The sequence below is a fragment of the Arthrobacter cheniae genome, assembly GCF_003602275.1.
GTDB lineage: Bacteria > Actinomycetota > Actinomycetes > Actinomycetales > Micrococcaceae > Arthrobacter_D > Arthrobacter_D cheniae.
The window spans coordinates 427,206-441,332 of the sequence record NZ_QZVT01000001.1 but is presented as its reverse complement, the minus strand read 5'-3'; the positions used below and the strand labels follow the sequence as shown (position 1 = coordinate 441,332).

Sequence of the window (14,127 nt, the reverse complement as noted above, 5' to 3'; positions counted from 1 at the left end):
GGATGGGGCCTCATGGCCGAGATTGAACATTCGTTCAGTAGAATTATTGAACAGTTGTTCAACCTGAACTACTGTACGTCGTATGACTCACGCCACAGTCCTCCGGTTCCCGTCCGACGGACGTCGACCCCACCGACACCTCGGGCCGGTACGCCTGTCCGAGGACTTCGGCGCCCCGTCCCGGCTGCAGGGTCGGCTGCACGGTCGGCTGCGCGGTCGATAGCGCGGGTCTGAACGCTCCGGACCATCCCTTCATCCGGACACCTTCCTGCGCCGGGACTCACGGACCGGGCGCGCCGGTGGTGCGGGCCCACCCGTCGCCATGAACTCCAAGCGGGGCCGTCGCTGCATCACCGAAGCCGTACTACTCAAGGAGACACATTGACCGATACCGCAGCCACTTTGTTCATCGACGGCTCATGGGAGCCGGCCGCGTCCGGCGCGGTGCGGCAGATCCGCAATCCGGCCGACGGCGAACTGGTCGCCACCGTGTCCGAGGCCGGCCGGGAGGATGCCGAGCGCGCCATCGCTGCGGCCCGGACAGCCTTCGACTCCGGTGTTTGGTACTCGGTGCCGGCGCCCGAGCGCGGCGCCTTCCTCCTCAGGGTCGCCGCGGAACTGCGGAACCGCCGCGAGAAGTTCGCCCGCGCCGAATCACTGGACACCGGCAAGAGGATCATCGAGAGCCGGATCGACATGGACGATATCGCCGCGTGTTTCGAATACTTTGGAAGGCTCGCGGGCCAGCAGTCGGGTCGCGTGGTCGATGCAGGGAACCCCGTCGTCATCAGCAGGATCGTTCACGAGCCAGTGGGTGTCTGCGGCCTGATCACGCCCTGGAACTACCCCCTGCTTCAAGCCGCCTGGAAGATCGCCCCGGCGCTGGCCGCCGGTTGTACCTTCGTCCTCAAGCCCTCCGAGCTGAGCCCGTCCACCGCCATCCTGACCATGCAGCTGCTGCAGGACCTGGGCCTGCCGGACGGCGTCGCCAACCTCGTGACGGGCCCCGGCGCCGAGGCGGGCGCGCCCCTCTCGGAACACCCCGACGTCGACCTGGTCTCCTTCACCGGGGGTCTGGAGACCGGCAAGCGTATTGCCGCTGCTGCCGCCGGTACCGTGAAGAAGGTGGCCCTGGAGCTCGGCGGCAAGAACCCCAACGTGGTGTTCGCCGACGCGGACTTTGACTCCGCCGTGGACAACGCACTGAACGGGGCATTCGTGCACTCCGGTCAGGTCTGTTCCGCCGGAGCGCGGCTGGTGGTGGAGGAATCGATCGCCGAGCGCTTCGTCGACGAACTGGTCCGCCGCGCGCAGGACATCCGCATCGGTGGCCCGTTCGACGAGGCTGCGGAAACCGGACCCCTGATCTCCGCGGCCCACCGCGAGAAGGTATCCACCTACGTCCAGCGTGGGGTGGAGGAGGGTGCACGGCTGCGGTGCGGCGGTGCGGCACCCGAAGGGGAGAAGTACGACGCCGGGTTCTACTATCAGCCGACCATCCTAGACCGCGTGCAGAGGGGAATGTCCGTCGTCGTCGACGAAGCCTTCGGCCCGGTGGTGACCGTCGAGACCTTTCGCACCGAAGAGGAGGCGGTGGCAACCGCCAACGACACCATCTACGGACTGGCCGGGGCGGTCTGGACGCAGGACGCCGGGAAGGCGCAGCGCGTCGCCAACCGGCTGCGGCACGGCACGGTCTGGATCAACGACTACCACCCCTACCTGCCACAGGCCGAATGGGGCGGCTTCGGCCAGTCCGGCGTTGGCCGCGAGCTCGGGCCGACCGGCCTCGCCGAGTATCAGGAAGCCAAGCACATCTACCAGAACATCACCCCGCAAGTGACCGGCTGGTTCGCCGACCACGGTAAGGAGAACTAGATGCATATCGACACCATCGAGAACCTCGACGACCGCGAGTTCGACTACATCATCGTCGGCGGTGGATCCGCCGGAGCTGCAGTCGCTGCCCGGCTGAGCGAGGACCCGGCCGTGTCCGTCGCGCTGGTGGAAGCCGGCCCAGATGACCGCGGCGTACCCGAGGTCCTGCAGCTCGACCGCTGGATGGAGCTGCTGGAATCCGGCTACGACTGGGACTACCCGATCGAACCGCAGGAGAATGGCAACTCCTTCATGCGCCACGCCCGTGCCAAGATCATGGGTGGCTGCTCCAGCCATAACTCCTGCATCGCTTTCTGGGCCCCGCGTGAGGACTTGGACGAGTGGGAGTCCAAGCACGGCGCCACCGGCTGGAATGCTGGGTCCGCGTGGCCGCTATACCAGCGGCTGGAAACCAACGAGGACGCCGGTGCGGACGCGCCGCACCACGGTGACTCGGGCCCCGTGCATTTGATGAACGTGCCTCCAGCAGATCCCACCGGCGTCGCGCTCCTCGACGCCTGTGAACAGGTCGGCATTCCGCGCGTGAAGTTCAACACCGGCACTACCGTGATCAACGGCGCCAACTTCTTCCAGATCAACCGCCGGGCGGATGGCACCCGTTCCTCCAGCTCAGTCTCCTACATCCACCCGATCATCGAGCGCGAGAACTTCACACTGCTGACAGGACTGCGCGCACGCCGACTGGTGTTCGATGCGGACAAACGCTGTACCGGAGTCGAGATCGTCGACTCCGCATTCGGCCGGACCCATCTGCTCTCCGCGCGTCTCGAGGTCGTCCTCTCGACCGGCGCCATCGACTCGCCCAAGCTGCTCATGCTTTCCGGTGTCGGTCCCGCCGCCCATCTCGCCGGGCACGGCATCGAGGTCCTGGTTAATTCGCCCGGCGTGGGCGAGAATCTGCAGGACCACCCCGAGGGGGTCGTGCAGTTCGAAGCCAGGCAGCCGATGGTGCAGACCTCTACGCAGTGGTGGGAGATCGGCATCTTCACCTCTACGGAGGACGGCCTGGACCGCCCGGACCTAATGATGCACTACGGTTCGGTCCCGTTCGATCTCAACACCCTGCGGTACGGCTACCCCACCACGGAGAACGGCTTCAGCCTCACCCCGAACGTCACGCATGCCCGCTCCCGCGGCACCGTCCGGCTGCGCAGCCGGGATTTCCGCGACAAGCCCGTCGTCGACCCGCGGTACTTCACCGATGCGGGGGGCCACGACATGCGCGTCATGGTCGCCGGTATTCGCAAGGCCCGGGAGATCGCCGCCCAACCTGCCATGGCCCCTTGGACCGGCCGTGAGCTCTCTCCCGGCATTGAGGCCCAGACCGACGATGAACTGCAGGATTACATCCGCAAGACGCACAACACCGTCTACCACCCCGTCGGCACGGTCCGCATGGGCCCGGTGAACGACGATTCGTCACCGCTCGACCCCGAGATGCGGGTCAAGGGGGTTAGCGGCCTGCGCGTGGCCGATGCCTCGGTCATGCCCGAGCACATAACGGTGAACCCCAACATCACCGTCATGATGATCGGAGAGCGATGCGCAGACCTCATTCGAGCTTCCCGAGCCGGCGCAAGAACTGCGGAGACGCACTTCGCCGTCGCTCCCGCCTGACCTGCGGGCATCGATAGCGGTTCAGCTCACATCAAGCGTTTCTGATGGAAGGGGCTCATCCTCCTTCCACCAGAGGCGCCTGCACACGAGCGGGTCGCTCCTTAAGAACTTGAACATCTGTTCGCACGACCGTTACACGAAGGCCTTGAACACCTGTTCAATGCGAACTAGTCTGCATCGTATGAGTCAGGTCACACCGAACCCAGCCCGCACAAAAGCGGGTTCGGCGGTTTTTGTTCCCGCTACCCCTGGGACCAGGTCGACCACATAATCGGGCAGGCATTGCTGAAGGCGCCGGGGGTCGTCGGATACACCGGGCCAGGGTGATCGCGGACGACGATCCGGGCCGCTCAACCGGTGCGGCCCGAACGTCGCATACAGCCTGACGAGTACCACGAGGCTGTTACATCCGCCAGGACGTCGCACCCAGAGGCTGGTTGAATCCCTTTCCCTGAGAAACCGGCGCAGGCACAGGGCCCAGGCAAAAACAGAGGCGTAACGGCGGGGACCAGAACTTGGTGGTAGCCGTCGAGTTCACCTGCGTCCAATGGCGACCGCGGTTCATCACCATCGTGCTTTTCCAATCTAGGAGTTCAGATAGTGGAACGCAGCAAGAGTATTGATACGAGCGGCATGCACGAGTTCGGCTACGCCCAAACGCTGGATCGGAGTATCGGCAAGTTCGCCAGTTTCGCCGCCGGCGTCAGCTACATCTCCATCCTCACCGGTGTTTTCCAACTGTTCTACTTCGGTTATTCCATGGCCGGCCCGGCCTACGCGTGGTCCTGGCCGCTCGTTTTCGCAGGCCAGCTGATGGTGGCGCTGTGCTTCGCCGAATTGGCGGGCCGCTACCCGGTGGCCGGTTCGGTCTACAACTGGGCCAAACAGCTAACCTCCGGAACCTGGTCCTGGCTCGCGGGTTGGCTGCTGTTGATCTCCTCGACCATGGCACTGGGAGCCGTCGCTCTGGCGCTGCAGCTCACTCTGCCGCAGATCTGGTCAGGGTTCCAGATCGTCGGGGACGGTACCGGCGCGCTTGATTTCGCGATCAACGGCGTCCTGCTGGCTACTGTCCTGATCACCATCTCCACCCTCATCAACGCCTTCGGCGTGAGGCTGATGACCAAGATCAACAGCATCGGCGTCTTCATAGAGCTCACCGCTGCCGCGCTCCTCATCCTGGCCCTCGGATGGCACGTAGTGCGCGGGCCGGGGGTCCTTTTCGACACCGCAGGCTTCGGCGAGAACCATGACCTCGGCTTTTTCGGGGTATTCCTGATCGGCGCCATGGCCTCCGGCTACGTGATGTACGGATTCGACACCGCCAGTTCCCTCGGTGAGGAAACGAAGAACCCCAAGAAGACCGCCCCCAAAGCTATCCTCCGAGCAATCACGGCGTCCTTCGTGCTAGGCGGCCTGATCCTCCTCGGTGGGCTCCTGGCCGCGCCGGACCTGAACGATCCCAAGCTGGGATCTGCCGATGGCGGCCTGCAGTACATCGTGCTATCCGTACTGGGCGGTCCGTTCGGAAAGGCCTTCCTGGTGTGCATCGTCGTGGCCATCAGTGTCTGCGCGCTCGCTGTCCACGCTGCCGCCATCCGCATGATGTTCGCTATGGCCCGAGACAACAACCTGCCCTTCAGCCGCCAGCTCAGCAAGGTGCACCCACAACGGAAGACGCCCACCGTCGCGGCCATCGTCATCGGAATCATCGCCATCATTCCGCTGATCGTTAACGTCTCCCAGCCGGCGATCTTCACAATCCTCTCCAGCATCAGCATTGTCCTGATCTACCTGTCCTACCTGCTGGTCACAGTGCCGCTGCTGCGGCGGCGTTTCAAAAAGGTGTGGCCGCTTCCCGACACAGGGACGGACAACGGTGAATCTGAAGCAGGATTTAGTCTGGGCAAGTGGGGCCTCCCCGTGAACATCCTCGCGGTGCTCTGGGGCGGGGCCATGACCCTGAACCTGATCTGGCCGCGAACGGAGATCTACAACTCGGTCCCGCCCTTCGCGTGGTACCTGCAATGGGGCGGCGTCATGTTCGTGGCCGCCGTGACCATCGGCGGGGCACTGCTCTATCGTCTGCGGATCCGACACCGGACAGGAATCTTGGCCGAGCACGCTGCGGGCATCACCGGTCAATCGTCGCCAAGCTCCGCCCGAACCGGCGCCTCAGCAGTTACTTCAATGGTGTCGGACTCAGACCGGACCAGAGCCGCGCGGCCCAGTGCATAGATTGTGAAGAGATCCCTTGGCATCCCTCCGCCGGTGTCCGCCGGCGGAGAGATGCTTGTTGGACATGTGTTTAGGCGGGATGCAAAACCCCTTATAAAGGCCCGTCTCCTGACAGGCCATTGCTAGCTCTTGGCGGTTCATGTGGTACCGCCGATGTTCGGGTCGCCACTGCGACCTCAAAACCAAGCCAGTTGAGTTGTGGGGGAGCACCTTGGAACAAGAATCCCGTCCAAAACTTCGAACCCTGCGCCCAGACTTCAACATGCAAGCAGATTTCCCCAGACTCTTTTCACGGAAACGCCATAATTCCGCCTGCATCGGGGGATTCCGCAGCTACTGCTACTCCCGTTGTTCGATCGCCGATAACCCTGCGTTATGACGGCGACATACTGACTTCCGAAGCAAATTAGGCGTGGCAGCACGATGGCACTGCCGGACAAGCAGCGTGAAGGCGTCTCCAAGACCACTCTGACGACGACAGCTTCCGTCACACCCCACGGCACGTCAGTACGCGCGGCAGTGGTTTGAGCGCTTCGCGCACCTAAAAACGTTGAGCCCTCACGACCGCACTGACGTGAACACCCTGCTCGAACAACTAGCTGGCGACTTCGATGGCGAATCCCATCCCGAAGTCCTCGGCGAGGGGAGCGAACGCAGCCGTGAGGAGCTCCGCCGTATGAGGTGTCGGCGAGGCGTCCGGCGCTCCGGCGGTGAAGGCGGTGCGTAGGTAGAGATTCCCGCTCACGTGGTCGTCGAACTGTTGGTGTTCCACGATGTCGAAATCGAGGTCCGCCAGGAATGCCGTCACGGCCCGGACGATGCCGGGTTGCTCGGGGCAGGACAGTGTGAGGACGAATTCGGCGCGTCTGGTCCTGGTTGCCGTCGCGGCGCCGGCCGTGGCAGTCGTGCTGCCCGCTGGTCGGCCCTCGACCAGGATGGTCACGACGTGCTCCTGGGTGCTGGCGTCGGTGTCGAGGCCATCGTGAGACCCGGGGGAAGGTTGGGTGCATCCTTCGATTCCGTGATCATGATGTCGCCATCGATCACGGTGACGGCGTGGGATCGGATCGGCAGCTTGGCAGGCGGGGCGTCGACGGCTCCGGTGCGGAGGTCGAACCTCGAGGCGTGAAGGGGACACTCGACCCAGCAGTCCTCGACCCAGCCGTCAGCGAGGGACGCGTCCTGATGGGTGCAGGTGTCGTCCAGGGCGAAAAGTTCGCCCTCCTCCGTGTGGAAGACGGCGATAGGGGGCGTCGTGTCCAATCGGAGCGCTTCCCCTGGTGCAAGTTCGCTGAGTGGACAAGCCTTGTGCACGCGGAACCTCTTCTCCATGGCCTACTGCGGGCGAATCGCGTCGAGCCACTCCATACGGCGCTGTTCCGTAGTGAACAACCGTGATCGCTATATGCAACAGGCTGGGCCAGTCCTCGTGCCCTGTCAAGACCGCCTCCTGCCGATGTGTCCTCCATCCCGTTCCGACCGCCACTTCACTCTTGACACTGTTATCCGATCCAAGGACGCTGTTGCATATAGCGATCAGTGTTGCGCAAAATGCGATCGAAGGATGTTGGTAGATGGAGACGCTGGCAATCGTAGGAGCTTCCCTGGCCGGCCTGTCCGCGGCCCGGGCAGCGCGCGCCCAGGGCTTCTCCGGTCGGCTTGTTCTGATCGGGGACGAGCCCCATCGGCCCTACGACCGGCCCCCGCTGTCCAAGGACTTCCTCCTCGGCAGGGTCCAGGCCGAGGACATCCTGCTGGAGTCGGACTCGGAGGAGCTGAGGGCCGAGTGGATGCTGGGGTCCGCAGCAGTGTTCCTGGATGTATCGTCACGAACCATCGCGCTCGACGACGGACGCACCGTCCAGGCGGACGGCATCGTCATCGCCACGGGTGCGAGGGCCCGCACGCTGCCCGCCCTCGTCGGCTCCGGCAATGTCCACACACTTCGAACCCTTACCGATGCGGAGAACCTGGCTTCCGCCCTGGTGTCCGGAAACAGGATGGCAGTCATCGGTGCCGGTTTCATCGGTGCTGAAGTTGCCGCGGCGGCCGCCTCGCGGGGTATGCAGGTGACCATCATCGATACCAAGCCCGTTCCGTTCAGCGTCCAGCTCGGTGCGCAGATGGGCGCCCTGGTCGGCGGCCTCCATGCAGCGAACGGTGTGGAGCTGATCTCCTCCGCGGTGATCGAAGCCTTCGACGGCCAGGAAGGCGGCGTCACCGGCATCCACCTGAAGGATGGACGTTACATCGCAACCGACGTCGTGGTCGTCGGCATCGGCGCCGAACCGAACGTCGAATGGCTGGCAGGCTCAGGCGTGGACCTGGCCGGCGGGGTTCTGTGTGACTCCGAGGGGCGCACCAGCGTTCCCGGAATCGTGGCGGTGGGTGATTGTGCCGCCTGGTTCGACCCCGCAACCGGTTGCCACCACCGCATGGAGCATTGGACCGGGGCCTTCGAGCGCGCAGCCCTTGCCGTCGAAACGCTCCTGGACCCCGAAGCGCAACCGAAGCCGGTCAAACCACACTATTTCTGGTCCGATCAGTACGGGGTCAAGCTCCAATTCGCCGGCGACTCCACGGGTTACGACCGGCTGGAGATCGAGGCCGGCGAGATGGACGCCCACAGTTGCCTCGCCGTCTACTACCGGGCGGATGCGCCGGTTGCAGTCCTGGCCCTGAACCAGCCGCGGCTGTTCGGCCGATGGCGTCGAAGCCTCCCGGTTCGGGCGCAGGTAACTCCTGCCCGGCCGGCTTCGCCCCTGACCGCCCCGCTGCCGGCATGGGAGAACCGGGTAGCGGCTCACACGGATGCTCCCGCGCTGGTGTGACCGACGCCGCGCACCTGCACTCTTCCTGTCCTGACCGGTTCCGCCCCCATCCCGCTGTTCGTATCTGTTCGTGAGGAGAACGAGTTGTCCGTTGAACTGACTACCCCGAGCCTGATCCCGACCCTTCCGGGGTACACCTACGTGGACGAGGGGATCTTCCGGGCGGAGCAGGAACGGATTTTCGAACAGATGTGGTTCTGTGCCGTCCGTTCCGCCGATCTGGACAGGCCGGGCGCCTGGCGGACAGTCCAGATCGGGCGCGAGAGCGTCCTGATCAGCCGCACCCGGAAAGGTGGGATCCGCGCCTTCTACAACGTATGCCGGCACCGCGGCGTGAAACTCCGCATGGAGGAACAGGGGGTGGCTGCCCGGTCGTTCCAGTGCCCGTACCACGCCTGGACCTACGACTTCGACGGCAGGCTCATCGCGGCGCCCAATCTGACCAAGATGCCGGACATCGACCGGGACGAATACGGTCTGGTGAAGGTGCACATCCGTGAATACCTCGGTTATGTATGGGTCTGCCTGGCCGATGAGCCGCCGTCGTTCGAGCTGGACGTCATGGGCGCCATCGAGGAGCGGCTCGGCGATGTAAAAGCGATCGAAGGATACGACGTCGCCAACCTCAGTCTGGGCCGGCGGGTCCGCTACGAGGTGAAGGCGAACTGGAAGCTCATCATCGAGAACTTCATGGAGTGCTACCACTGCGCCACCATCCACCCGGAGCTGACGGAGGTGCTGCCGGAGTTCGCCGATGGACTCGCAGCGCAGTACTTCGTGGGACACGGCGCCGACTTCGGCGACGACATCAAGGGCTTCACGGTGGACGGCTCCGAAGGACTGGACCGCATTCCGGGGATCGATGAGGACCAGGACCGCCGTTACTACGCCATCACCATCAAACCGACGGTCTTCGTGAACCTGGTCCCGGACCATGTGATCATCCACCGCATGTTCCCCCTGGCCGCGGACCGCACCGTGGTGGAGTGTGACTGGCTGTACGTGCCCAGTGTCGTGGAAAGCGGCAAGGACGTCAGCGCGTCCGTGGAGCTGTTCCACCGTGTCAACCAGCAGGACTTCGACGCCTGCGAGCGCTGTCAGCCGGCCATGAGCTCGAAAGTCTATGCCAAGGGCGGTGTCCTGGTGCCCAGCGAACACCACATCGCCGCCTTCCATGACTGGGTGTCGGGCAAGGTAGGGGACGTCACCCCGAGCTCCTGAACGCAGCCCCGTGATGAACCCGGTGGTCGAACCTCCTGCTTGCGGGAGGCTCAACCACCGGCCATGCGTTCGGGCCCGGCATAACCCATCTTCGCGCTGATACGCAGCCCGGCTTGCTTCAATCCCTCGAGGAGCACAGACGCCTCCTCGGGATCGAAGCGGAACGCAGGGCCCGAGATACTGACTGCACCGATCACGGTGCCCAGATGGTTGAAGATCGGAACCGCGGCCGCGTTCAGCCCGATCTCGAACTCCTCCCGGACGATCCCATAGCCGCTGCGGGCGACCTCCAGCAGCTCGGCTTCCAGCGCGTTCCTGTCGGTGATGGTTCGCGGAGTCCGAGCAGGCATCCCGATTCCCCCCAGCACCCGATCCCGCTCCTCCGCGGACAGCGCCGCCAGCAGCACTTTTCCACTGGACGTGGCGTGGAGCGGTGTCAGACTACCCACCCAGTCGAACGTCGCCAGGGTCGATGGCCCCATGGCCTGATCCAGATTGACGGCGTAGCCCGAGCGCAGGACGGCGAGATTGACGGTCTCCTTGAATTCCTCGGCCAGGCTCTCCAGCACTGGACGCGCCTCTCGAACCAGCCCCAATCGGCCGGGAATCGAGCTCGCCAGTCTCAGGATGCCGAAACCCAGCTGGTACTTGCCGCGCTCGCTGTTCTGATGAACCATCTCCCGGCTCACGAGCGAACCCAGGAGCCGGGAGACCGTGGACTTGTGGATGCCCATCTCCTCGGCGATGTCGCTCACCCCGGCATGGCCATCCCGCGCCAGGATCTCCAGGACCGTGAGTGCCCGGTCCACCGATTGCACGCCACCCTGCTGGCCTGTCTCCACATCGACGCCGACGTCGCGTTCATTGTTCGAAGCCATAGTTCATACTCCCAGAGATCACAGGCCCCGAAATGACTGTCGTACCCGGCCCCGGGAATGCCGCCGCGATGGTCACAGGACGGTCCGGATCTGCGCCTCGAACTCCTGGACGTGCCGCAGCATGATCGAGCTCGCCTTCTCGCAGTCGCCCTCCAGAACCGCACCCAGAAGTGCGTCGCAGGCGTGCCGTGGCCCGATAGGTGCGGAGTAGTGACCGGCAGCGCGGACGCCGTCGCGGTCCTGTGGCTCGGGCCCGACGAGTTCCTGCTCGTGAGCTCCGACGAAACCGTCATCCCCGAGGAACTCACCGACCGGCAGGACCGGGAGCCCGGAGCCCTGATCAGCCTGGCAACCCACCCGCTGACCGTACGGATGAGCCGTGAGCTCGCCCGTGCCGGGTCCTTCGGCCAGGTCGTCGACCTGTCGGCGAACCGGACCACACTGGAGTTGTCCGGCCCCTCTGCGCGGGCGGTGCTGGAGAAGGGATGCCATGTGGATCTGCACCCTCGTGCGTTCGGCCCCGGGAAAGCTGTCTCCACCACACTCGGTCCGGTGCAGGTGCTGCTGTGGCAGGTCGGCGACAACGAGTATCGGATCATGCCTCGTGCCTCTTTCGGCGACTACACCGTGAAGTGGCTGCTCGACGCGATGACGGAATTCACCAGCGCCAAGGTCGCCTGACGGCCCTGTCCACCGTGCATCATCACCGTGTTCCGTGCGCGAAGGGCGGGGAATTTTTGTTCCGTCCGCAAAGTTGAGTCGAGTACACTCAATGTGACTGCCGGAACCCCTCGGCAGAACGGAAAGGAACCGCGCGTGGATACCAACTTCACCACCAAGAGCCGTGAGGTGCTGTCAGCTGCTGCAATGAACGCCTCCACGGCGGGCAACGCCCAGATCGATACGGCGCACTTCCTCAAGGCGCTCATGGATCAGCGGGAGGGCATCGCCGTCGCACTCCTTAGGGCAGCGGGAGTCGATCCGGACACGGTGAGCGTGCAGGCGAGCTCGGCGATCAAGGCCCTGCCGTCGTCGTCGGGTTCTTCCGTGGCACAACCCCAGTTCTCCCGCGGCGCCCTGCAGCTGATCAGCGCCGCCCAGCAGGAGGCCGAGACCCTGGGTGACCAGTTCGTGTCCACCGAGCACCTCCTGCTGGGCCTGGCCGCCGATGGCGGGGCAGCGGGCAACATCCTTCGTTCCGTCGGGCTCACACGCGAGGCGCTGGCCTCCGCGCTGCCTGGTGTGCGGGGCGAGCGACGCGTGACCACACCCGACCCGGAGAACACCTTCCAGGCACTCGAGAAGTTCGGCGTCGACCTTACCGAGGTGGCCCGCAGCGGCAAGCTCGATCCCGTGATCGGACGCGACGCCGAGATCCGCCGCGTGGTGCAGGTGCTCAGCCGCCGCACCAAGAACAACCCGGTGCTCATCGGTGAGCCCGGCGTCGGCAAGACCGCGGTGGTCGAAGGGCTGGCCCAGCGCATGGTGGCGGGCGACGTGCCCGAGTCGCTGCGCGGCAAGAGGCTCATCAGCCTCGACCTCGCCTCGATGATCGCCGGCGCGAAGTACCGCGGGGAGTTCGAGGAGCGGCTCAAGGCCGTCCTCGAGGAGATTCGCTCGTCGAACGGCCAGGTGGTCACCTTCATCGACGAACTCCACACCGTGGTCGGAGCGGGTGCGTCCGAGGGGTCCATGGACGCCGGCAACATGCTCAAGCCGATGCTCGCCCGCGGAGAGCTGCGCCTGATCGGTGCCACCACGCTCGACGAGTACCGCGAGAACGTGGAGAAGGACCCGGCGCTGGAGCGCAGGTTCCAGCAGGTCTACGTGGGGGAGCCGTCCGTGCCGGACACGATCGGCATCCTGCGCGGGCTCAAGCAGCGCTACGAAGCGCACCACAAGGTGTCCATCGCGGACTCTGCGCTCGTCGCGGCAGCCGCGCTGTCCCATCGGTACATCCCGGGCCGCCAGCTCCCGGACAAGGCCATCGACCTCGTCGATGAAGCCGCCTCGCGCCTGCGGATGGAGATCGACTCGGCACCGGTGGAGATCGACGAGCTGCGCCGGTCCCTCGAGCGCATGCACATGGAGGAGATGGCTCTCTCCCGTGAGAAGGACGAGGCGTCCGCCGAACGGTTGCAGGCGCTGCGTGCGGAGATGGCGGACCGGCAGGAGGAACTCGATGCGCTGAACGCGAGGTGGGAGGCCGAGAAGGCGGGCCTGAACCGCGTCGGTGACCTGAAGGCGTCGCTCGACGACCTGCGTTCGCACGCCGACCGCGCCCAGCGCGAGGGCGACCTCGAGACGGCGTCCCGCATCCTCTACGGGGAGATCCCGCAGGTGGAGCGCGAGCTCCGCGAGGCGCAGGCCGCAGAGGAGCAGACGGCCAGCACGCCGGAGCTCATGGTCGCGGAGGAGGTCACGGCGAATGACATCGCCGAAGTGATCTCTGCCTGGACCGGAATCCCGGCCGGCCGCATGCTCCAGGGCGAGAGCGAGAAACTCCTCGCCATGGAACAAGCCATCGGTGCCCGGCTCATCGGTCAGCAGAAGGCGGTGGCCGCAGTGTCCGACGCCGTCCGCCGCGCCCGGGCAGGGGTGTCCGATCCCAACCGGCCCACCGGCTCGTTCCTGTTCCTAGGCCCCACGGGTGTGGGCAAGACGGAACTGGCGAAGGCGCTCGCTGACTTCCTGTTCGACGACGAGCGCGCGATGATCCGGATCGACATGTCCGAGTACTCCGAGAAGCACTCCGTGGCGCGCCTCGTCGGTGCTCCTCCGGGCTACGTGGGCTACGAGGAGGGCGGCCAGCTCACGGAGGCCGTGCGGCGCAGGCCCTACAGCGTGGTGCTGCTCGACGAGGTGGAGAAGGCGCATCCCGAGGTCTTCGACCTGCTCCTGCAGGTGCTCGACGACGGTCGCCTGACGGACGGCCAGGGCCGGACGGTCGACTTCCGGAACGTCATCCTCGTGCTGACCTCGAACCTCGGCTCCCAGTTCCTCGTGGACCCGTCGCTCGACGAGGCCACAAAGCGCTCGGCCGTCATGTCCGCGGTGAACGCGAACTTCCGGCCGGAGTTCCTCAACCGGCTGGACGACGTCGTGATCTTCGATCCGCTGGGCCTCGACGAGCTCTCGCGGATCGTCGACCTGCAGGTCCGGGCGCTGGGTGACCGGTTGCACGACCGCCGGCTGACCCTCGACGTCAGTGCGGCAGCCGGCGAGTGGCTCGCCCTCACCGGGTTCGACCCGGCGTACGGCGCCCGCCCGCTGCGCAGGCTCGTCCAGCGGGAGATCGGCGACCGGCTCGCGCGCGGCATCCTCGCCGGTGAGATCGTCGACGGGGACACCGTCGTGGTGGACCGCCGGGAGGTGGCCACGGATGCGCTCGGCGACGCCGGACCGGACACGGGCGGCCTGCTGGTGCACGCGGCCCGCTAGCC

The 14,127-nt window shown here is 65.4% G+C and carries 11 protein-coding genes; 8 read left to right on the top strand and 3 right to left on the bottom strand.

Annotated elements, in window-relative coordinates; genetic code table 11:
• The first annotated feature begins 82 nt into the window (after window positions 1–82).
• The 4 genes from D6T63_RS19120 (at window position 83) to D6T63_RS02100 (ending at window position 5,754) form a co-directional block, all read left to right on the top strand.
• On the top strand, window positions 83–223 hold the full coding sequence (locus tag D6T63_RS19120; protein ID WP_182976845.1) for a hypothetical protein: 141 nt from the start codon (window positions 83–85) through the stop codon (window positions 221–223).
• 158 nt (window positions 224–381) lie between these two features.
• Window positions 382–1,878, top strand: a complete 1,497-nt coding sequence (locus D6T63_RS02110) for an aldehyde dehydrogenase family protein (RefSeq protein WP_182976844.1) — start codon at window positions 382–384, stop codon at window positions 1,876–1,878.
• Window positions 1,879–3,516, top strand: a complete 1,638-nt coding sequence (locus D6T63_RS02105; protein WP_120147349.1) for a GMC family oxidoreductase — start codon at window positions 1,879–1,881, stop codon at window positions 3,514–3,516.
• Window positions 3,517–4,149: 633 nt separating this feature from the next.
• On the top strand, window positions 4,150–5,754 hold the full coding sequence (locus tag D6T63_RS02100; RefSeq protein ID WP_120147582.1) for an APC family permease: 1,605 nt from the start codon (window positions 4,150–4,152) through the stop codon (window positions 5,752–5,754).
• Between the two features lie 595 nt (window positions 5,755–6,349).
• Here the strand turns inward: D6T63_RS02100 and D6T63_RS19115 are convergent.
• Window positions 6,350–6,697, bottom strand: coding sequence for an ACT domain-containing protein (locus D6T63_RS19115; RefSeq protein ID WP_182976843.1), 348 nt, complete (start codon window positions 6,695–6,697; stop codon window positions 6,350–6,352).
• Complete coding sequence (locus tag D6T63_RS02090) at window positions 6,694–7,068, bottom strand: bifunctional 3-phenylpropionate/cinnamic acid dioxygenase ferredoxin subunit (RefSeq protein WP_120147581.1); 375 nt, start codon at window positions 7,066–7,068, stop codon at window positions 6,694–6,696. The genes D6T63_RS19115 and D6T63_RS02090 overlap by 4 nt, the downstream gene beginning before the upstream one ends.
• Before the next feature lie 260 nt (window positions 7,069–7,328).
• Here D6T63_RS02090 and D6T63_RS02085 point away from each other — a divergent pair, with 260 nt between their 5' ends.
• Both D6T63_RS02085 and D6T63_RS02080 read left to right on the top strand, forming a co-directional pair.
• On the top strand, window positions 7,329–8,585 hold the full coding sequence (locus D6T63_RS02085; protein WP_120147348.1) for an NAD(P)/FAD-dependent oxidoreductase: 1,257 nt from the start codon (window positions 7,329–7,331) through the stop codon (window positions 8,583–8,585).
• Window positions 8,586–8,669: 84 nt separating this feature from the next.
• Entirely contained in the window at window positions 8,670–9,806 is a 1,137-nt protein-coding gene (locus D6T63_RS02080; RefSeq protein ID WP_120147347.1) for an aromatic ring-hydroxylating oxygenase subunit alpha, read from the top strand.
• A 50-nt stretch (window positions 9,807–9,856) separates the two neighbouring features.
• On the opposite strand, the gene D6T63_RS02075 is transcribed toward D6T63_RS02080, so the two are convergent.
• Window positions 9,857–10,684 (bottom strand): IclR family transcriptional regulator, encoded by an 828-nt coding sequence (locus D6T63_RS02075; protein ID WP_120147346.1) that lies wholly within the window; start codon window positions 10,682–10,684, stop codon window positions 9,857–9,859.
• A 210-nt stretch (window positions 10,685–10,894) separates the two neighbouring features.
• On the opposite strand from D6T63_RS02075, the gene D6T63_RS02070 reads away from it, so the two are divergent.
• A complete protein-coding gene (locus D6T63_RS02070) occupies window positions 10,895–11,365 on the top strand; it encodes a sarcosine oxidase subunit gamma (RefSeq protein ID WP_328588643.1) in 471 nt (156 codons plus the stop codon).
• Between the two features lie 135 nt (window positions 11,366–11,500).
• On the top strand, window positions 11,501–14,125 hold the full coding sequence (gene clpB, locus D6T63_RS02065; protein ID WP_120147344.1) for an ATP-dependent chaperone ClpB: 2,625 nt from the start codon (window positions 11,501–11,503) through the stop codon (window positions 14,123–14,125).
• Window positions 14,126–14,127: the final 2 nt, after the last annotated feature.

Coding starts and splice junctions, on each gene's coding strand:
- D6T63_RS02075 (WP_120147346.1), bottom strand. CDS start 10,684: ATGGCTTCGAACAATGAACGCGACGTCGGCGTCGATGTGGAGACAGGC.
- D6T63_RS19120 (WP_182976845.1), top strand. CDS start 83: ATGACTCACGCCACAGTCCTCCGGTTCCCGTCCGACGGACGTCGACCC.
- D6T63_RS02105 (WP_120147349.1), top strand. CDS start 1,879: ATGCATATCGACACCATCGAGAACCTCGACGACCGCGAGTTCGACTAC.
- D6T63_RS02100 (WP_120147582.1), top strand. CDS start 4,150: ATGCACGAGTTCGGCTACGCCCAAACGCTGGATCGGAGTATCGGCAAG.
- D6T63_RS02085 (WP_120147348.1), top strand. CDS start 7,329: ATGGAGACGCTGGCAATCGTAGGAGCTTCCCTGGCCGGCCTGTCCGCG.